Genomic DNA, 19,082 nt, shown 5'->3' with positions numbered 1-19,082 from the left:
CTATACGCCTCCCACTGACTTCACCCCGGTTAACTTCACCTTAATGTAAGTTAAATAGATGCTGTATAGATGTCCAGATTCTTTAATGAGTTTCTTTCAGTTTGCAAAGCGGCTCGCAATTAGCCCATCCATTCTGCCAGCCAGCGTAAACCAAACGCTCCCGGAGCCAAAATACCGAAGGCCCAAATCAGCGCAGAGGCAAAATTGGCAAGCTGGAAATGACGTTTCGGCATGGCGCAAATACCCGCTACCAGTGGTATAACAGCTCTCAATGGACCAAAAAAACGCCCGATGAAAACACCCCAAACTCCCCAGCGTTCAAAAAATCGATGGCCGCGCACTAACATTTGCGGATGACGTGACAGTGGCCACATCTTGCCGACATTGTCCTTGTAGTGGGCACCAAACAGATAGGAAACCCAATCGCCAAAAAAGGCTCCCGCTGCTGCCGCTATCCATATTGGCCAAAAATTTAACCCGCTTTCACCAATCAACGCCCCCAATCCTAATAAAATGATCGTCGCAGGCAACAGCAGGGAGATAAATGCCAGAGATTCACCAAAAGCAAGTAGAAAAACAATGGGGATTGCCCAATATTCATGGGCTTTTACGAAGTCTGTGACCAGTTCGATAATTTCATGCAAACTCAAATTAGCTGTTCCTGTATCAATTCATCAGATGTACCAAGTTAGCACCTGATATATAAACCAATGCTAACTCAGTATTTTTATTCAAGAAAATAACTTTGTAATTTTTCACGTGCTGTCATATCCAGCCCGATATCTTTTTCCAGCCAGATATCCACACTGCCATAATGCTGGTTAATACTATTTAAGGCCGTTAGTAAAAACTCTTCCTGCACTGAATAAACATAAGCAAATTTTTCAATCACACGGTCACTCATGACTTTTGCATGTTCATTCAAGAGATATTCCCGATACGGTGCCAGCGTAACGTTGGTGACTAAATAGTCTTCCATTACCGTATCCAAATCTGCTCCCAGAGCAAACAGCACCAGCGCAGATCCAACGCCAGTTCTGTCTTTACCCACTGCGCAATGCTGTAAAATTCCGCCTTTCTCTGGTTGCACCAATAGATTAGCCAGCTTTTTGTAAGCAGGATTGCTGATTGGCAATAATTCGTATAAACGCAGCATGAATGCTCGTTCATCAAACTGCTCCAGACGTTCCTGACCCAATTTTTCCAGATTGGCATCAACTTCCTTAGAGAGTGGATTGGCCGGAGCATGATGATAATTCGCCCCACGCCACACTCGATCTGGTTTATCCTCAATTTCGCTGCTATCACGATAATCAATGATCTGGAAAAGGTTTTTGCTCATCAAAAAAGTCTGATCATTTTCAGTCAACATGTCCAAAGAGCCAGAGCGGAATAACAGCCCTGATTTAATTTTTGCACCATTATGCAGCGTCTTATTACCGAAATCACGGAAGTTAATGCCACCATGTAAGGGGAGTAATGAAGGATGGGATAGCAATGTTGTGGTCATAGTTACTCTTGTTATGATTTAAATAGATCGTTATTGATAAAAAGCGTTATGACATTATCAGATTTTAGAATGAAAGAAAGATAAGCAGAAAGATCGAGCCAGAGTGTTCTGGCCCTTAATGAAAGCGATTACAGCAAACGGCGGGCGGCATCAACTACGATTCCCAAAGCGTTGCTTTCGGTTTTTTTCAACAGTTCCACATCTGGAATTTCCTGTTGCGTCCGGTTGACGATCACCCCTGCCACCATACCAGCGCGCAGCCCCTGACTTGCACACATCGTCAGCAAAGTGGCTGATTCCATTTCATAATTCATCACCCCCATTTGCTGCCACTCTTGCATGGAGCCTTGAAAACGGCGGACGACACGACCAGAGTATGTATCGTAACGCTCCTGCCCCGGATAGAACGTATCGGAAGAAGCCGTTATACCAACGTGGGTGGCCGATCCTGATGCTTTTGCCGCTGCATACAGTGCGTTGGTACATTCAAAATCAGCCACCGCCGGGAATTCCATTGGTGCGAAGTGCAGGCTAGCCCCATCCAGACGAACTGCCGCTGTCGTGACCAATACATCACCCACATTAATGTGCGGCTGGATCGCACCGGTTGTCCCGATCCGCAGGAAAGTACTCACCCCCAATTGCGCCAATTCTTCTACAGCAATTGACGTTGAAGGGCCACCGATACCCGTGGAGCAGACAACCACGGGCTTTCCGTCAATTTCTGCGCGCCATGTCGTAAATTCACGATGAGAAGCCAGATGAACAGGGTTATCCATCAATTTTGCAATTTTTTCAACACGGTTGGGATCGCCTGGAACAATAGCCAAAGTCGCTCCTTGCAGATCGCTTTTGGTGATACCTAAATGAAATACATCAGACATATCGAGCTCCTCAACGGAAATAATTCAAAAACAGGGATACCTAAATTTAGTGCCTAATCTGACACTTTTTAGTGATAAAAATCATCTTTAATTGATAAAGATAAAGAAACACATACATAATTTTGTGATAAAAATCACATTCATAATCCAAAATGACGGACTGAGTATAAGATTCAAATAAGGCCAATACTTATTACTCCGTCACAGAGTCAACAAGCATCAAACGGCAAAACCTCGGTATAACCCGCCATATTCTGTTTTAATCCCGCAAAAGTGGGGTGGATCTGCAATATTATGCAAATGTAATAATTACATATTGCATCTATCTTTATTTAATAACATGACTATTGCTTTATGCTTATTAATGCATCTAAGCAAGTGCTTTATGTGGTCAAACCAATAAATCATCAACAAGAAGGGAGTTACGATGGGCTTTTTTGATCAAATCATCAATATGCTGAGTGGGTAGCACAATCCATTCGTGGATCGGCTCAGGAGATATTGGGGAAATAATTTTTTCGCCCGCCACATTTTATTTGCTGTAGCGGGCGTTCTTCAGTTTAGTTATTTACGGAAGTATTGTTCACGGAAGCACGCAGACGTTTCGCCGCTTCGACCATGTTCGCCAGTGCCTGACGGGTTTCAGTCCAGCCACGGGTTTTGAGGCCGCAATCCGGGTTAACCCACAGACGTTCCACTGGGATACGGTCAGCCGCTTTACGCAGCAACGCTTCAATCCATTCGACACTAGGCACGTTAGGTGAGTGGATATCATACACACCAGGCCCAATCTCATTCGGATATGAAAAATCTTCAAATGAATCCAACAATTCCATATCTGAACGAGACGTTTCAATGGTGATCACATCCGCATCCAGTGCTGCAATGGAAAGCATGATGTCATTGAACTCGCAATAACACATATGGGTATGGATCTGAGTATCATCCTCCGCAATCGCGGCACTCAGTTTGAAAGCATCCACCGCCCATTCCAGATATTCCTGCCATTCTTCCCTACGCAGCGGCAAACCTTCACGCAGTGCTGGTTCATCAATCTGAATGATACCAATACCTGCTTTTTGTAAATCATCAACTTCATCACGCAAGGCCAGTGCAATCTGTTTAGCAATCGTTTCGCGGCTAATATCTTCCCTTGGGAATGACCAGCAGAGGATAGTCACCGGCCCTGTTAACATTCCTTTGACAGGCTTATCTGTCAGGGATTGTGCATATGTTGCCCAATTTACAGTAATGGCTTCCGGACGGCTGATATCGCCAATGATTACTGGCGGCTTAACACAACGGGAACCGTAGCTTTGTACCCAGCCATTTTGGGTAAAGACATAACCATCAAAATGTTCACCGAAATACTCGACCATGTCGTTACGTTCGGCTTCACCATGCACCAGCACATCCAGTCCCAGATTTTCCTGTTCATTGATCGCCTGCTTAATATGTTCAGAAATATTGGTGCGATAATGCGTGTTATCCACACGACCTTTTTTGAAATCCAGACGCAGGCTACGAATTTCCGTTGTTTGTGGGAATGATCCGATAGTTGTGGTCGGCCACAACGGTAAATTGTAACGTTCACGCTGGAGTTTGGCTCGTTCTGGATAAACCAGATTACGCTCGCTATCCTGTGGTTTGATCGCCGTGATGCGCTCAGTCACCGTCGGATTGTTCACCCTTGTGGAACTACGGCGTGCACGGATTGGCGCACTGTAAGCATCCAGTTCAGCCTGTTTGCTGCCTTCCGGTGCATTCAGTGCCTGTGCCAGCAAAGACAGCTCTGCGCATTTCTGTAATGCAAAGGCAAACCAGCTTTTAACTTCTTCATCCAGCCCGGTTTCATCGTTCAGGTCAATCGGGCTGTGCAGCAATGAACAGGACGTGCCGATCCAAATATCACGCTTGCCTGCCAGCGATGCCACAAGCTGGTATTTAGCACTCAAATCTGCTCGCCAGACGTTGCGCCCATTGATAACCCCCAATGAAAGCAACCACGTTTCCGGCAGAGATTTATTCAATTCATCAAGGGAATCCTTCCCTGCAACTAAGTCGACATGCAGCCCTTGTACTGGCAGTGATTTGATCGTCGCCAGATTATGGCTGATGCTATCGAAATACGTTGTCAGCAGTAATTTAGCCTGTCCTTGCAGCGCCTGATAAGCCGTCGAGAAAGCCTCCAGCCATTCCTTCGGTAGTTCCAGTACCAGTGCCGGCTCATCAATCTGCACCCATTCGATGCCCCGTTTTGCCAATTCTGCTAATACTTGCTGATAGACAGGAAGAATATCCGTTAACAGGGAGAGGCGGTCGAAGGCTTTACCTTTCACCTTGCCGAGCCATAAATAAGTTACAGGCCCCAGTAGAACAGGTTTGACTTTGTGTCCCAATGCCAGTGCTTCATCCACTTCATCCAGTAATTGAGTCCAGGTCAATTTAAATTCTTGCCCCTGCTGAAATTCAGGTACGATATAGTGATAATTTGTATTGAACCATTTAGTCATTTCAGAAGCAGCCGCTGGTGTGCCTGTTGGAGCTCGACCGCGGCCAATACGAAACAGCGTATCCAGATCAATGCTACCATCTTCATTCTGATGACGTGGTGGCACGTTGCCCAATAGCAAGTTAGTCGTCAATACTTGGTCATACCAAGCAAAATCACCTACCGGAACTAAATCAACTCCCGCCTCTTTTTGCTGTTGCCAGTGACGTGCACGTAATTCACGACCTGTTTCCAGCAATTCCTGTTGAGAAATCTTGCCTGCCCAATAATTTTCTTGCGCCTTTTTTAGCTCTCTTTTCAAGCCGATACGTGGAAAACCTAATGTATGATTCAAAACTGTCATGTCGTCACCCGCAAATTTTAGCCGTCTAGATGTTTACACTTCTATAATCAACAGGTACTGTATAAACCACAAGCGCAAATTATTCATCATCAACTTGAAGGTTTTTCATGATCGAAATAAAACATTTAAAAACACTACAGGCATTGAGTCATTGCGGTTCATTGGCTGCGGCTGCAAATCATCTGCATCAGACGCAATCTGCTCTTTCTCATCAGTTCAGTGAACTAGAGCATCGGCTGGGATTCAAACTCTTCATTCGCAAAAGCCAGCCATTGCGCCTTACGCCTCAAGGGGAAGTGCTGTTAAAACTGGCGGGGAAGGTACTCCCTCTGGTGACGGCTTCCCTGCGTGAATGCAGTGAACCGGAAGAAATTAATCTGCGCATTGCCATTGAATGCCATAGCTGTATTCAGTGGCTGACGCCAGCACTGAAGCGTTTTAGTGAAAGCTGGCCGCAGGTTAGTGTGGATTTTAAATCCGGTGTGACGTTTGATCCGCAGCCTGCACTGCAACAGCGGGAACTGGATATTGTACTGACCTCAGATATTATTGCAGACAGCAAGCTGAACTATACGTCGCTGTTTGACTATGAAGTGAAACTCGTGCTTGCTCCGGATCACCCATTAGCAAATAAACGCGATATCTATCCACAAGATCTCGCTCCCGAAACGCTGCTGATTTATCCCGTCCAGCGCCAACGGTTTGATATCTGGCGGCGGTTCCTCCAGCCAGCAGGTGTTACCCCGACATTAAAAAGCGTCGATAATACTCTGTTACTGATCCAGATGGTGGCTGCTCGCTTAGGCATTGCTGCATTACCCCATTGGGCAGTAGAAACATTCGAAAGGCAGGGGCTGGTTGTGACAAAAACGTTGGGAGAAGGATTATGGAGCAGATTGTATGCTGCCTGCCGAGAAGGAGAACAGCACCAACCTGCCATTAATACATTTATTCGTTCTGCGCGCCAGCACGCGGTGGACAATTTGCCGTTTGTAAAACGGGTTTCAATATCCAACGGTGATGCACCCAAAGAGATGCAACAATCAGGCTGCTTCCTATGGTAAAACCCAGCCAATCAGGATGCTGCTGCCAAATTAAAAAATTGACCAACAACCCGGCCGGAACCAGCATATTATTCATAATCGCCAGTGTTCCGGTATCCACTTGGGTTGCGCCATAGTTCCACATAAAATAACCAATGCCAGAAGCGCCTGCACCTAACCAGATCAGGACGCCCCATTGTAATTGTGTTGTCGGCAATTTATATGGATCACCAAACAGCAGCCAACCAATGGTTGCGACCACACAAGCCCCCAGATAGAACCACGAAAACGCGACCCGCTGCGGTATCGGATACACTTCCATCAAACGCTTATAGCCAACCTGACCTATCGCAAAGAAAATATTCGCCAACTGCACCAGTATCAAACCAATCCAAAAAGATTCGCTCAATCGGTCATAACGGATAATCGCTGCGCCAGCCACTGCCAGCAAAGAACTCATCGCATAGCCCCAACGCAATCGCTGACGTCCCATCACATCATATATCAGTGTGACATACAGCGGAGTCATCACCGTAAACAGCAAAAATTCAGCGACAGTCAAGTAGTGGTAGGCATGAAATACAAACAAATACATCACGCCAAGCTGACAGGCTCCCACGACCATATACAATGAGATCACTTTCAGCGATAACCCACGCCAGCGCAAAAACGGCAGGAATACCAAGGCCGCCAGCACAACTCTGATAAACACGGAAAACCAGCTATCAACCTGACCAGCAAGGTAAGCACCAATCAGGCTGAATGAGGCAGCCCACAAAAAAGTTGTGATCGTTAACAGCCACATAATTTATTGATCTTTAACCACAAGTAATGCTTCAAGCAAATCCAAATCATGCAGCAGCGTTTGGAGTGTTTCATTACTAATCTTACGGGTTGCACGTAGATGATACAGCTCTCCCCTTTCGGCCCTTAATGCCGTCAAACGGAAACGTCGTTCCAACTCCTCAACCAGCAAGTTATGTTCGATTTCATCTTTACCCACGGTACGACGCCGCAAATAACCCGTGACTCGGGAAGCAATTTCACTCACTACCTCTGCATCCAGTTTTTCTTCGGTGCTGGCAGACAAGCGCTCTTCCATTTTATTCATACTGACAATCGCAACTTCAGCCATTGCTGCTTTCGCCATTCTGATTTCATTGATATCCGCCTGCTTATCTCCCACTTTCATACCACGCAGCAACAGTGGCAGGACAACAACACCGACAAACAGGGAGAACAGGATCACGCCCGCTGCGATGAAAATCAACTGATAACGCGCTGGGAATGGATCTCCATCCGGCAAGAAAAGCGGGACAGATAACGCACCCGCAAGCGTAATCGCACCACGTACACCCGCAAGCGACGCCAGACACAATTCACGCATAGTGTAAGAAGCAAATTCCAGCGGTTTTTTCTTCATTAACACCTTGCTGGCATTTTTCATCAACCATAACCAACAGAACCGCAGCAATACCAACGCCACATAAATGATGCCAACCGCAGCAAACAGCATCCACGTTTCAACTTGCGGATCAAGTTCAGCCTGCTCGACAGACGTTTCCCAGATACCCGGCAATTGTAGCCCCAGCATGACAAATACAAGGCCGTTAAAGACAAAGGCCAGCATTCCCCATACGTTATCGGCACGCAGTCGCATAGCCAGAGGTGCATTGCGGATTACGCCAGATTTACTGATAGTCATACCCGCAGCCACCGCAGCTAAAATACCCGATACGCCGATATGTTCAGCAATCATGTAGGAAGCGAATGGCAGCAGCATCATAAACATGATTTGAGTTGCTGGATCATCGCCACTCCAGCGGCTCATCAATCGCAACGATTTACTGTACAGCCATGTAATGGCAATACCGGACAGCAGACCACCAATCGCAACTTTGAAAAACTCTATTGTGGCGCCAGTGACCGTAAATACCATCGTTCCCATGGCAATTGCCACGGCAAACTTCAGTGCAACCAGACCAGAAGCATCGTTCATCAACGCTTCACCTTCCAGCACACTCATCATGTTTTTCGGGATGCGCCCTTTTCCAACAATTGATGACAACGCAACCGCATCAGTTGGTGACAGCACCGCAGCCAGAGCAAAAGCAGCAATAAGAGGAATACCCGGCAGCAACCAGTAAATCAAGTAGCCAATACCGACAACCGTCACTAATACCAAGAATAAAACCAGAATGACTATTTCACGCCCATGTTGAAAAAATTCTCTGGTCGGTGTTTTCCAGCCATCAACAAATAATAAAGGAGGGATAAGTAAAACGAGGAATAATTCAGGATCGAAAGTAACGTGTAAACCAAAATGAGGCCAAGCCAGTAGTGCTCCCATAGCTATTTGCACTATCGGCAAGGGAATGCGGAACGGGATCATTTTAGTAAGAACACCTGAAACTGACACCACCAAAATCAAGATCAAGATAGTAAAAAATATTTCCATATTACCCTTACAAATTGCCAAAAATCCGTCGGTGAAGAGATTGTGACTTTTTTTTCACTCTAATAACAGCCGTAATAACCATAAATATTAAAGTTATTAAAGAAAATCAAAAAACAATCACATTGTGAATCAATGATCAGTAAGTCATTAGTCTATTTTATACTTATCGGCGGGAGTGTGCTGAAAAATTAACACGTTTTAAAATTTATCCGACAGGAGGAAGTATGCGCAAACCCTGACCGGCTGCGCATGATTTTCTTATTTAGATAGCCCAATTTCCGGCATAAAATATCACTAGCACGATAGCAATGATCACCGTACCGATATTCAGTTTACGCCACTCACCAGAGAAAACTCGCCCGACAACCAAAGCACTGAACCCTAGCATAATGCCGGTGACGATATTACAAGTCAGTACAATAAACACCGCACACAGTAATCCTGACATAGCTTCGACAGAATCATCGAAATTCAGCTTCCGCACGTTGCTCAGCATCAGTAGCCCGACATACATCAAAGCAGGGGCTGTCGCATAGGCCGGAACCAGGTACGACAACGGAGAAAGGAATAAAATCAGCAGGAACAGAATACCCACAACCGCGGCGGTTAAGCCCGTCTTGCCTCCGGCGGCAGTGCCCGCAGCGGATTCAATGTAGACAGCAGCAGGAGAAGAACCCATCGCGCCTGCAAAAATACTGCTTACGGAATCAGCCGTCAGAGCTTTGCCTCCATTGATAATCTGGCCGCCTTTATCCAATAGGTTAGCTTGCCCTGCTACGGCTCGAATTGTCCCTGTCGCATCAAATATCGCTGTCATCACCAATGCCAAGACACTCGGCAACACTACAGGCTGCAAAGCTCCCACAATATCCATGCTAAACATCAGAGACAACCCATCTTCTCCCAACGTTGGCAGCTTAAAAAATCCTTGATATTTCACTGCGGGATCAAAAATCAGGCCGATAATTGAGATAACGATAATGACCAACAAAATACCACCGGGTACTTTCTTCCTTTCCAGACCAATAATCCCCGCCAGACCTAATAACGTCATTATTACGGGAAATGCAGTCAATGAGCCAAAAGCAACCGGTAAACCGGCATGAGGATTTTTAATCACCATCCCCACACCATTTGCCGCAATCAGCAGCAGAAACAGCCCGATACCAATACCGGTTCCATGAGCAATTCCCATTGGCATATTGCGCAAGATCCAAGACCGAATCCCCGTCACTGAAATCACCGTAAACAGGCATCCCATCAGGAAAACAGCACCCAGCGCCACGGGAATACTCACCTGCTGTCCTAAAACCAGACTGAACGCTGTAAATGCGGTCAGCGAGATTGCACAGCCAATTGCCATCGGCAGGTTAACCCACAATCCCATCAATAATGAGCCGATACCCGTCACCAAACATACAGAAATAAAGACCGCTGTATGAGGAAATCCGGCTTGCCCCAGCATGCCCGGCACAACGATAACGGAATACACCATCGCCAGAAATGTCGTCAATCCAGCCAAAATTTCCTGACGTACCGTCGTTCCGCGTTCAGTAATCTTAAAATACTTATCGAGTTTGCATTGAGTTGGTGCCTGCATGCCAGACATGTCTTTCCCCTGCCATTATGTTGAATTTCTAACGCTATCATCTCTCCACTTTGCCTAACGAAAACGATTACGTCGTAAGATACTTAAAATTGGTGCTGTACTCATTAGTACAGCCACTTCAATACGCAATCGTTTGGCTTTTCAGATAAAAAAATGGAGAGAGAATTTGAGGCGAATGATTATCCAGTGAATAAGGGATGAGAATCAAGAGATAATCATAAAATTTGTTGTGAGTTATCTCCGTATGTACTGAGAACACACTAAAAAGATCTACTTGTTTAAGCCTGTTCATCAAATTGTGTATGTAGCGCGCCACGTGAATTGAAAAAATGTGCCATTTAAATCGAGAAAAATTAGTACATGGTGATTTTATCAAAACACGTGGCATATTTAGATTCTTTTGTGGTCGGTAAGAATCATTTTTTCTTTAACCAAGTGGGGATAATTTTACAGGAAAGTTGAGAAAAAAAGCACCGCAATTGCGGTGCATTAAAAAAATCACTATGGACAGACAGGGTAAATGTACAGGAAGTGAAAAAAAACAGTAGCATATGCTACAAAGTCTGGTCTACCAGACAACTTGCAAACACAACATCACAACTACAAAGCCAAAAGCTTCAATGTATCACTACAGAGTTACTTTTCGTTCCGGCTTAGGAAGTTGCGCACACTATAGGGATTTGCTGGTATATCATCAATGGACAAATTATAATGATTCGGATTACAAAAACTAATACCTGAGAGAAAAGAAGTATCGGTATCGCCACTATCATATAAGAAACGAACATGTCTAAACGTTTACCACCCCTTAATGCGTTACGCGTTTTTGATGCTGCAGCTCGTCATCTTAGTTTTACTAAAGCAGCAGAAGAATTATTTGTAACTCAGGCGGCCGTAAGTCACCAGATGAAAAGTCTGGAAGACTTTCTGGGATTGAAACTTTTTCGTCGCCGTAACCGTTCACTACTGCTGACGGAAGACGGGCAGAGTTACTATCTGGATATCAAAGAAATTTTCACTGCTATCAATGATGCAACCCGCAAACTTCAGGCTCGCAGTGCCAAAGGTGCACTGACGGTAAGTTTGTCACCGAGCTTTGCCATTCAGTGGCTGGTGCCACGGCTTTCTGGTTTCAATCAGAGTTTTCCGGGCATTGATGTCAGGATTCAGGCGGTGGATAGGGAAGAAGATAAATTGGCAGATGATGTTGATGTTGCGATTTTTTATGGCAGAGGCAATTGGCCAGGCATGCGGACAGATCGTCTCTATCCTGAATATCTGCTACCCGTTTGTTCTCCCTCTTTACTGATGGGGGAACGCCCATTAAAAATACCGGCAGATCTGGCCAAGCATACTTTGTTGCACGATTCTTCCCGGCGGGACTGGCAGGCCTATATTCGCCAGCTTGATATGCAGCAGCAGATCAATGTTCAGCAGGGGCCGATATTCAGCCATAGCTCAATGGTGATTCAGGCGGCGGTGCATGGGCAGGGGGTTGCCCTTGCCAATAATGTGATGGCACAAAATGAAATTGATGCGGGGCGCCTTGTCTGCCCATTCAATGATGTTTTGGTCAGCAAGAATGCATTTTATTTGGTTTGCCATGATAATCAGGCAGAATTGGGCAAGATTGCGGCTTTTCGGAAATGGATCTTGATGCAGGCCGCGAGTGAACAGGCAAGGTTAGGATTTATCACTAACGAATGAAAACCGGATGTGTGAAGGCGTATCACGTCATATATCCAGAAACAGGAGCGGAGCGATGAGCAGTCGTTTCATGCTTATTTTTGTTGGTATCAGCGGTTTTTTGTATGTGGCATTGGGGGCGATGGGTGCACATATGCTGGCACCTGTCCTGACGTCACGCCAAATGGAATGGATCCATACCGGCCTGCAATATCAAGGGTTGCATACACTGGTCATGATGGTGCTGGCTGCTTTACTGATGAGGCAGCCAACGAAGCCGTTTGGCTGGGCGGGTATTTTTTTCGCTGCGGGAATAGTGTTATTTAGTGGCAGTCTTTATTGTCTGGCCTTTTTACCGCTAAAATTTTTGGTTTATCTGACACCCATCGGTGGGTTTAGTTTTCTCATTGGTTGGTTATGTATATTAATTGGCGCTCTGCGTCTAAGGAAATCGGCGCCTAGCCATGAATAAAGTTGCTTTATATTGCCGCCCCGGGTTTGAAAAAGAGTGTGCGGCAGAAATTACTGATAAGGCGGGTAAGAAAGGAATTTACGGTTTTGCCCGCGTAAAAGAAAACAGCGGTTATGTGTTGTTTGAGTGTTATCAGCATGATGATGCGGATCGTCTGATCCGTGAAATTCCGTTCGGTGAATTGATCTTTGCCCGCCAGATGGTGGTTGTGGGTGAATTGCTCAAAAATTTACCTCAGGAAGATCGTATTACCCCTATCCTTGGGATGTTGACGGGGGTTATTGAACGTGCAGGTGAGCTGCGCGTAGAAGTGCCGGATAATGATGAAAGTAAAGAGTTGATGACATTCTGCCGTAAGTTTACGGTTCCGCTGCGTCATGCCATGCGTCAGGAAAAATTCTTGCTGGCAAAGGAAAGTGCTAACCGCCCGGTGATTCATGTTTTGTTTATTGCTCCGGGCTGTTGTTACGTCGGCTATTCTTACAGCAACAACAATTCCCGTTTTTATATGGGGATCCCCCGTCTGAAGTTTCCGTCAGATGCTCCGAGCCGTTCAACGCTGAAGCTGGAAGAAGCTTTTCATGTATTCATTCCACATGACGAGTGGGAAGAACGTCTGGGCAGTGGGCTGTATGCAGTGGATCTTGGTGCTTGTCCGGGAGGCTGGACTTACCAGCTCGTGAAACGCGGGATGATAGTTCATGCGGTAGATAATGGCTTGATGGCTGATAGTTTGATGGACACCGGGCAGGTGAAACATCATCGTGTGGATGGCTTCAAATTTGAACCCACAGTGAAAAATGTTTACTGGCTGGTTTGTGACATGGTTGAGCAGCCTGCTAAGGTTGCCCATCTCATGACAGACTGGCTAGTGAAAAGCTGGTGTCGTGAAGCCATTTTCAACCTCAAGTTGCCGATGAAAAAGCGTTATGAGGAAGTTGCTCAGATCTTGCAGAAGATAGAACAGCAACTGAAAGAAAATGGAGTTAATGCCCAAATTCAGGCCAAGCACTTGTACCACGATCGTGAAGAGGTCACGGTACATGTTCGTCGTATTTGGTCTGCATATGCAATGACCCGGGATTTTTAATTATTGAGAAATAGATAATCCTTTCTTAGGATCAATTCGCAGCATATAAAAACAGTATTATTTATTAATAAATAATACTGTTTTTTTGTTATCAAAAAAATTCATTTTAAAATTAATAATTTATTACATAAATTAAATTTAATTTATTTGTATTCTAAAAAGATATATTAATTATTTTTACACCGAATGAAACTCACGCTATTTTATTCGAGAGTCTTCTTTTTAAGGGAATCTTAGAAAGAATAAAAAACTCTTACTCCCGTTATTATGAAAATTTCGGGCTTTAGATATAAATATTGTTTTTACAGGAGATTTATATGACCTCAAAGAATAAATATACCTATGTGGGGTTATCTGATTCCAAGTCCGTTCAGGATGTTAATGCACTTCTCACAGCCTACGTTCCAAATTCCGATCCGGGTATTCGTGTCGCACATACACCGCTGGGAAATAAAGCTCCCGATGAACTTGTACGAACCAATTATCATTGGACGAATAAAGTCGGCTCTTCCGGTGCAGTGGAATTATCATATCACTTTCTAGAATCTGCTCCTTCCGTGATGCCAAGATTTGGTATTGCTGGATTCAGTTCCTTTAATGATGAGCAGAAAGAGGCCGCACTATTGTCTTTACAATCGTGGTCTGATGTTGCCAATGTAAAATTTAATGAAGTCAGCAGCCTTTCTAAAGCCAATATTACTTTTGGTTTCTTTGATTATAGTATAACTGACGACTATGCGTTTGCGACTTTACCAAAAGGGCAGAATACGACTTATTCCTGGTATAGCGCGGAGAGTCGTACTTTCATAGACAATGACATTGGTGTGAATGGCTATGGCCGCCAGACATTTACCCATGAAATCGGGCATACGCTGGGTCTGGATCATCCTGCCGAGTACGATGCTTCTGATGCGGTCAGACCAACCTATATTAGTGTGGGGGAGTACTTCGAAGATAGCCGTGCCTATACCGTCATGAGCTATTTCAGTGAAAAATACACCGGTCAGGACTACAAAGGAGCATTCTCATCTGCCCCACTGCTGAATGATATCTCCGCCATTCAGCAGTTATATGGAGCCAATACTGAAACTCGTACAGGTGATACTGTATATGGTTTCAACTCCAATACCGACCGTGATTTCATGACTGCAACCAATGCCAAAAGCAAACTGGTATTCAGTGTCTGGGATGCGGATGGTAATGATACTTTCGATTTCTCCGGTTTTACTCAGAATCAACGTATTAACCTGAATGAAGGGGCTTTCTCGGATGTCGGTGGCTTGAAAGGCAACGTATCTATTGCCCGTGGCGTAACCATTGAGAATGCGATCGGTGGCAGCGGCGATGACATTCTGGTAGGCAACAGTGCTGATAACGTGCTGAAAGGCGGCGACGGCGATGACATCATTTATGGTGGCTTGGGCGGCGATGACCTCTGGGGTGGCGCAGGCAAGGATACTTTTGTTTATCTGAATGGCAAAGAGTCACTGAAAGGCAATCCTGACTGGATCCATGATTTTATTTCCGGTGAAGACAAGATTGATCTCTCAGACTTTAACTTTGGTGGTAAGGGTGATATCAAATTTGTTGATTCATTCTCTGGTAGGGCGGGTGAAGTCCTGCTGACTTACGACAAAGTGACCGATATAACCGATATGTCTATCAGCCTTGGTGGTGACTTAGCCAGTCATGATTTTCTGGTGAAAATTATCGGTCAGCCTGTAGCTGAAGCTGATTTTATCGTCTAATGCAGACTGGCATATCACGATAGCGCGATACTGCCGTATGTATTAATAATACGGCAGTATTACGGGGAGGAAGTTACCGTGTTACACAAGGTGCAAAGGCGTATAGCGAAGTCTTGTTTATTTAAATTGGCCTTATCGATAATGTTTTCTCTTTTTTTGATTGGAGGATGTATGGCGAGTAGTTTGAGACTTCCTGAACCGGCTGAACTGAAAGGGTTATGGCAGCTATCAGATGGCAATCAGGTATGCAGTATTGAATTAACGGATACCCGTTTGCCTGAGGGGTCAATTTGGGCGCTGAAAGGTGATTCTTGCCTGACCGAACTGATGGGGAACCCTGTAGAGGGCTGGCGTCCTACACCTGATGGTATCACTCTGACTGACGATGATGGCAATAGTCTGGCCTTTTTTGGCCATGAGTCCGAGCAATGGGTGGCATACCTGGTTGATGGGCGGGAACTCGTTATGACATTCAGTGGCACGCATTCTGTGACAAAGTAAATGCAGTGACAAAATAAAATAAAAATAACAAATGACTGGGTAAATAAATCGTTTTTGCTTCAGTTAATGATGAAGGGATTGCAGTGAAACTACGCTTTCCAAAGGATGAAATCACGGATGTTATCCGTGCACGCAGCAAAGTATTCTGGACTATTGGCTTATTTACGGCATTTATCAATCTGCTGATGTTGGTTCCCTCTATTTATATGCTTCAGGTATATGATCGAGTCCTGCCATCCAGTAATGAAATGACTCTGCTGATGCTGACCCTGATCACGCTCGGCATGTTCGCTATTATGGGCGGGCTGGAATATATCCGTAGCATGGTGGTGATCCGCATCGGCAGCCAGTTTGATATGTGCCTGAACCAGCGTGTTTATACCGCGTCGTATGAGTCCAACCTGAAAAATGGCTCCACCGATGCCGGGCAAATGCTCAATGACTTGGCAACTATCCGCCAGTTCCTGACGGGCAATGCGCTGTTTGCTTTTTTTGATGTGCCTTGGTTCCCGATCTATCTCTGGGTTATTTTTCTGTTTAGCCCGTACTTGGGACTGCTGGCGCTGGTTGGGGCGATCATTTTGATCACGTTGGCGGTACTGAACCAATGGCTGTCTCAGTCGCCTTTATCGGAAGCGAGTCATCTCTCCCTGCGCTCTGCCAATCTTGCCAGTACTAATCTGCGTAATGCGGAAGTCATTGAAGCCTTGGGTATGTTGCCGGCACTGCGTCAGCGATGGTTTAGCCTGCATGAGCGCTTTCTCAATTTCCAGCGTATTGCCAGCGAACGGGCAGCATCCATCACCGCACTGACCAAAACAGTGCGCATGGCCTTGCAGTCGTTGATCCTCGGTTTGGGAGGCTGGCTGGCGATTGAAGGCAATATCACGCCGGGTATGATGATCACGGGTTCTATCTTGATGGGACGGGCATTGTCGCCGATTGAGCAGTTGATCCAAGCGTGGAAAAGCTGGAGCGCCGCTCGTCTGTCATGGCAGCGACTGGATAAATTGCTGAAGGCGCAGCCAGAACGTAAAAGCGGTATGTCACTGCCTGCCCCTAAAGGTATTTTGTTGCTGGAAAAAGTTGCCGCAATACCACCGAGTAAAACACAGGCCAGACAAACGGCGGGGAATCATAAACAGGTTTTGCAGGATATCAGTTTTTCCCTGAATGCCGGCGATGTGTTGGGCGTGATTGGCCCCAGTGCGTCGGGGAAATCTACGCTGGCTCGCCTGCTGGTGGGGATTTGGCCGTCACAGGAAGGTGTTGTGCGGCTCGATGATGCCGATATTTACCAATGGAACAAGGATGAACTGGGGGCATCGATAGGTTATTTGCCGCAGGACATCGAACTATTTGGTGGCACGATTGCGGAAAACATTGCGCGTTTTAATGACGTGGATCCTGAAAAAGTCATTGAAGCGGCCAAAAAAGCGGGTGTCCATGAACTGGTACTCAATCTTGAACAGGGTTATGACACGGTGATTGGCACTGGAGGAATGGGATTGTCCGGTGGGCAGAAGCAGCGGATTGGGCTGGCACGGGCATTGTACGGCAATCCGTCGCTGCTGGTGCTGGATGAACCAAATTCCAATCTGGATGATATCGGTGAAAAGGCGCTGAGTCAGGCGATTACGCAATTGCGGGAACAGGGCAAAACAGTGGTAGTGATCACGCATCGGCCTTCTTTGCTCTCACAAACAAACAAAATTTTGCTGTTGGTGCAGGGAAAAATGAAAATGTTTGGCCCATCTCAGCAAGTTATGGCGGCGCTGTCGCAGTCAAAAACAGTCGAACGTGCCTCGTAATGTGGCTCTGCCATGTTTTTATGACACGGTTTTAATCAGTGGGCAGGGGGAAGTTTCTGCCTGGGAGTGAAGATGTCCTATCAGACCAACGCAAAAAGTGCGAAAAATGATGAATCGGGATTATTGCCGCTGGATGCGAATCGCTACCTGCGGCTGGGCTGGCTGGTCATCGGTATTGGCCTCTTGGGGTTTTTCGTCTGGGCGGCCTTTGCCCCGCTCGATAAAGGTGTTGCTTCCTCCGGTATTGTGGTGGTGGATGGCAACCGTAAAACCGTGCAGTCGCCAGCCAATGGCATCATCAGACAAATTCTGGCATCGGAAGGGGAACAGGTTAAAGCCGGACAGGTACTAGTGCAGCTCAGTCAGGTGCAGGTTAATGCCCAAATTGACTCCCTGAAACAGCAATTGCATACCACTCTGGCGACGGAAGCCCGATTGCTGGCCGAGCAGCAAGGACTGGAGGTGATTTCCTTTCCGGCTACGTTGTGGGATCAACAATCGGAACCACGCATTAAGGATATTCTGGTATTACAGAAACAGCTTTTCCTGTCACGTCGTGAGATGCTGAGAAGTGATCTGGCGGGGATGCAGCAGGCTGAAGAGGGGCTGAGTTTTCAGCTCAAAGGGTTGCGGAACGCGCTGACAAATAAACAGCAGCAGCAGGTTTCACTTAAAGAGCAAGTGACCAATCTGCGGCCGCTGACCGAAGAGGGTTACTTTCCCCGTAACCGTTATCTGGAATTGCAGCGCAGTCAAAGTGAGTTAAGTGGCAGCATGGCCGAGATGGCGGGACGCATTGGTCAGCTTGAAAAACAGTGTCAGGAAACCCGGCAGCGGATTATCCAGCGGCAGGCAGATTATCAACGTGAAGTCCGTAGCCAGCTTTCGGATGTGCAGGTGCAGGCCAATGAGCTGAAAAACAAGCTGGAAACAACTCAGTTTGATTTATCCCATACCTCAATTACCGCCCCGGTGAGTGGCTCGGTAATGGGGCTGACAGTATTTACCCAAGGCGGCGTTGTGGCTTCCGGGGAAAAATTGATGGAAATCTTGCCAGCCCAGAGTGCGTTAGAAGTCGAAGCGCGCCTGATGGTACATCTGATTGATAAAGTCGCAATGGGGCAGGATGTGGATTTGATGTTCACCGCATTCAATCAGAACCAGACGCCGAAAGTGACAGGCAAAGTGACAGTGATCTCCGCCGACCGATTGGTGGATGGGGTGACAAGAGAACCTTATTACCAGATGCGGGTCAGAGTGACACCAGAGGGGATGGCACAACTGGCAGGGCTGCATATCAAGCCGGGGATGCCGGTTGAAGTCTTCGTTAAAACGGGTTCGCGATCACTGTTGAGTTATCTATTCAAACCATTGATGGACAGGGCGTCAACGTCACTGATTGAGGAGTAACAGGG

At 46.2% G+C, this 19,082-nt stretch carries 15 protein-coding genes; 8 read left to right on the top strand and 7 right to left on the bottom strand.

Annotated elements, in window-relative coordinates; translation table 11 throughout:
• Window positions 1-119: 119 nt before the first annotated feature.
• The 4 genes from XBJ1_RS02175 to metE form a co-directional block, all read right to left on the bottom strand.
• On the bottom strand, window positions 120-650 hold the full coding sequence (locus XBJ1_RS02175; RefSeq protein WP_012987109.1) for a DedA family protein: 531 nt from the start codon (window positions 648-650) through the stop codon (window positions 120-122).
• Between the two features lie 77 nt (window positions 651-727).
• Window positions 728-1,510 (bottom strand): tyrosine-protein phosphatase, encoded by a 783-nt coding sequence (locus tag XBJ1_RS02170; RefSeq protein WP_012987108.1) that lies wholly within the window; start codon window positions 1,508-1,510, stop codon window positions 728-730.
• Window positions 1,511-1,638: 128 nt separating this feature from the next.
• Window positions 1,639-2,394: a uridine phosphorylase gene (gene udp / locus XBJ1_RS02165; RefSeq protein ID WP_012987107.1), complete on the bottom strand. Its 756-nt coding sequence runs from the start codon at window positions 2,392-2,394 to the stop codon at window positions 1,639-1,641.
• 560 nt (window positions 2,395-2,954) lie between these two features.
• A complete protein-coding gene (gene metE, locus XBJ1_RS02160) occupies window positions 2,955-5,249 on the bottom strand; it encodes a 5-methyltetrahydropteroyltriglutamate--homocysteine S-methyltransferase (RefSeq protein ID WP_012987104.1) in 2,295 nt (764 codons plus the stop codon).
• Between the two features lie 107 nt (window positions 5,250-5,356).
• Here metE and metR point away from each other — a divergent pair, with 107 nt between their 5' ends.
• On the top strand, window positions 5,357-6,313 hold the full coding sequence (metR, locus tag XBJ1_RS19285; protein WP_012987103.1) for an HTH-type transcriptional regulator MetR: 957 nt from the start codon (window positions 5,357-5,359) through the stop codon (window positions 6,311-6,313).
• Here metR and XBJ1_RS02155 read toward each other — a convergent pair.
• From XBJ1_RS02155 to XBJ1_RS02145, 3 genes are all read right to left on the bottom strand, one after another.
• A complete protein-coding gene (locus XBJ1_RS02155) occupies window positions 6,198-7,097 on the bottom strand; it encodes a carboxylate/amino acid/amine transporter (RefSeq protein ID WP_012987102.1) in 900 nt (299 codons plus the stop codon). The two genes, metR and XBJ1_RS02155, sit on opposite strands and share 116 nt — an antisense overlap.
• A 3-nt stretch (window positions 7,098-7,100) precedes the next feature.
• Window positions 7,101-8,750, bottom strand: coding sequence for a Na+/H+ antiporter (locus XBJ1_RS02150; RefSeq protein ID WP_038198300.1), 1,650 nt, complete (start codon window positions 8,748-8,750; stop codon window positions 7,101-7,103).
• 262 nt (window positions 8,751-9,012) lie between these two features.
• The gene (locus XBJ1_RS02145; protein ID WP_012987100.1) at window positions 9,013-10,359 is read right to left on the bottom strand and encodes an NCS2 family permease; all 1,347 of its coding nucleotides are present in this window, start codon (window positions 10,357-10,359) and stop codon (window positions 9,013-9,015) included.
• Between the two features lie 786 nt (window positions 10,360-11,145).
• Between XBJ1_RS02145 and XBJ1_RS02140 the strand changes: the two genes are divergently transcribed.
• The 7 genes from XBJ1_RS02140 to XBJ1_RS02110 all read left to right on the top strand — a co-directional run bounded on the left by XBJ1_RS02140 (window position 11,146) and on the right by XBJ1_RS02110 (window position 19,077).
• Window positions 11,146-12,066: a transcriptional regulator GcvA gene (locus XBJ1_RS02140; RefSeq protein ID WP_012987099.1), complete on the top strand. Its 921-nt coding sequence runs from the start codon at window positions 11,146-11,148 to the stop codon at window positions 12,064-12,066.
• Window positions 12,067-12,121: 55 nt separating this feature from the next.
• On the top strand, window positions 12,122-12,517 hold the full coding sequence (locus tag XBJ1_RS02135) for a DUF423 domain-containing protein (protein WP_012987098.1): 396 nt from the start codon (window positions 12,122-12,124) through the stop codon (window positions 12,515-12,517).
• Window positions 12,510-13,607 (top strand): 23S rRNA (cytidine(2498)-2'-O)-methyltransferase RlmM, encoded by a 1,098-nt coding sequence (rlmM, locus tag XBJ1_RS02130; RefSeq protein ID WP_012987097.1) that lies wholly within the window; start codon window positions 12,510-12,512, stop codon window positions 13,605-13,607. The genes XBJ1_RS02135 and rlmM overlap by 8 nt, the downstream gene beginning before the upstream one ends.
• Before the next feature lie 317 nt (window positions 13,608-13,924).
• Window positions 13,925-15,355, top strand: a complete 1,431-nt coding sequence (locus tag XBJ1_RS02125) for a serralysin family metalloprotease (RefSeq protein WP_012987096.1) — start codon at window positions 13,925-13,927, stop codon at window positions 15,353-15,355.
• A 171-nt stretch (window positions 15,356-15,526) separates the two neighbouring features.
• Complete coding sequence (locus XBJ1_RS02120) at window positions 15,527-15,856, top strand: protease inhibitor Inh/omp19 family protein (RefSeq protein ID WP_012987095.1); 330 nt, start codon at window positions 15,527-15,529, stop codon at window positions 15,854-15,856.
• Window positions 15,857-15,939: 83 nt separating this feature from the next.
• Entirely contained in the window at window positions 15,940-17,667 is a 1,728-nt protein-coding gene (locus XBJ1_RS02115) for a type I secretion system permease/ATPase (protein ID WP_012987094.1), read from the top strand.
• Between the two features lie 72 nt (window positions 17,668-17,739).
• Window positions 17,740-19,077: an HlyD family type I secretion periplasmic adaptor subunit gene (locus XBJ1_RS02110; protein ID WP_012987093.1), complete on the top strand. Its 1,338-nt coding sequence runs from the start codon at window positions 17,740-17,742 to the stop codon at window positions 19,075-19,077.
• The last annotated feature ends 5 nt before the right edge of the window (window positions 19,078-19,082 follow it).

Origin of the sequence: Xenorhabdus bovienii SS-2004 (assembly GCF_000027225.1) — a bacterium.
GTDB lineage: Bacteria > Pseudomonadota > Gammaproteobacteria > Enterobacterales > Enterobacteriaceae > Xenorhabdus > Xenorhabdus bovienii_C.
This window is presented reverse-complemented; position numbering and strand designations above follow the sequence as displayed.

Excerpts from the sequence above, each read along its gene's own strand:
- XBJ1_RS02145 (WP_012987100.1), bottom strand. The coding sequence starts at position 10,359 with ATGTCTGGCATGCAGGCACCAACTCAATGCAAACTCGATAAGTATTTT.
- udp (WP_012987107.1), bottom strand. The coding sequence starts at position 2,394 with ATGTCTGATGTATTTCATTTAGGTATCACCAAAAGCGATCTGCAAGGA.
- XBJ1_RS02155 (WP_012987102.1), bottom strand. The coding sequence starts at position 7,097 with ATGTGGCTGTTAACGATCACAACTTTTTTGTGGGCTGCCTCATTCAGC.
- metE (WP_012987104.1), bottom strand. The coding sequence starts at position 5,249 with ATGACAGTTTTGAATCATACATTAGGTTTTCCACGTATCGGCTTGAAA.
- XBJ1_RS02125 (WP_012987096.1), top strand. The coding sequence starts at position 13,925 with ATGACCTCAAAGAATAAATATACCTATGTGGGGTTATCTGATTCCAAG.
- rlmM (WP_012987097.1), top strand. The coding sequence starts at position 12,510 with ATGAATAAAGTTGCTTTATATTGCCGCCCCGGGTTTGAAAAAGAGTGT.
- XBJ1_RS02170 (WP_012987108.1), bottom strand. The coding sequence starts at position 1,510 with ATGACCACAACATTGCTATCCCATCCTTCATTACTCCCCTTACATGGT.
- XBJ1_RS02150 (WP_038198300.1), bottom strand. The coding sequence starts at position 8,750 with ATGGAAATATTTTTTACTATCTTGATCTTGATTTTGGTGGTGTCAGTT.
- XBJ1_RS02120 (WP_012987095.1), top strand. The coding sequence starts at position 15,527 with ATGGCGAGTAGTTTGAGACTTCCTGAACCGGCTGAACTGAAAGGGTTA.
- metR (WP_012987103.1), top strand. The coding sequence starts at position 5,357 with ATGATCGAAATAAAACATTTAAAAACACTACAGGCATTGAGTCATTGC.
- XBJ1_RS02135 (WP_012987098.1), top strand. The coding sequence starts at position 12,122 with ATGAGCAGTCGTTTCATGCTTATTTTTGTTGGTATCAGCGGTTTTTTG.
- XBJ1_RS02110 (WP_012987093.1), top strand. The coding sequence starts at position 17,740 with ATGTCCTATCAGACCAACGCAAAAAGTGCGAAAAATGATGAATCGGGA.
- XBJ1_RS02140 (WP_012987099.1), top strand. The coding sequence starts at position 11,146 with ATGTCTAAACGTTTACCACCCCTTAATGCGTTACGCGTTTTTGATGCT.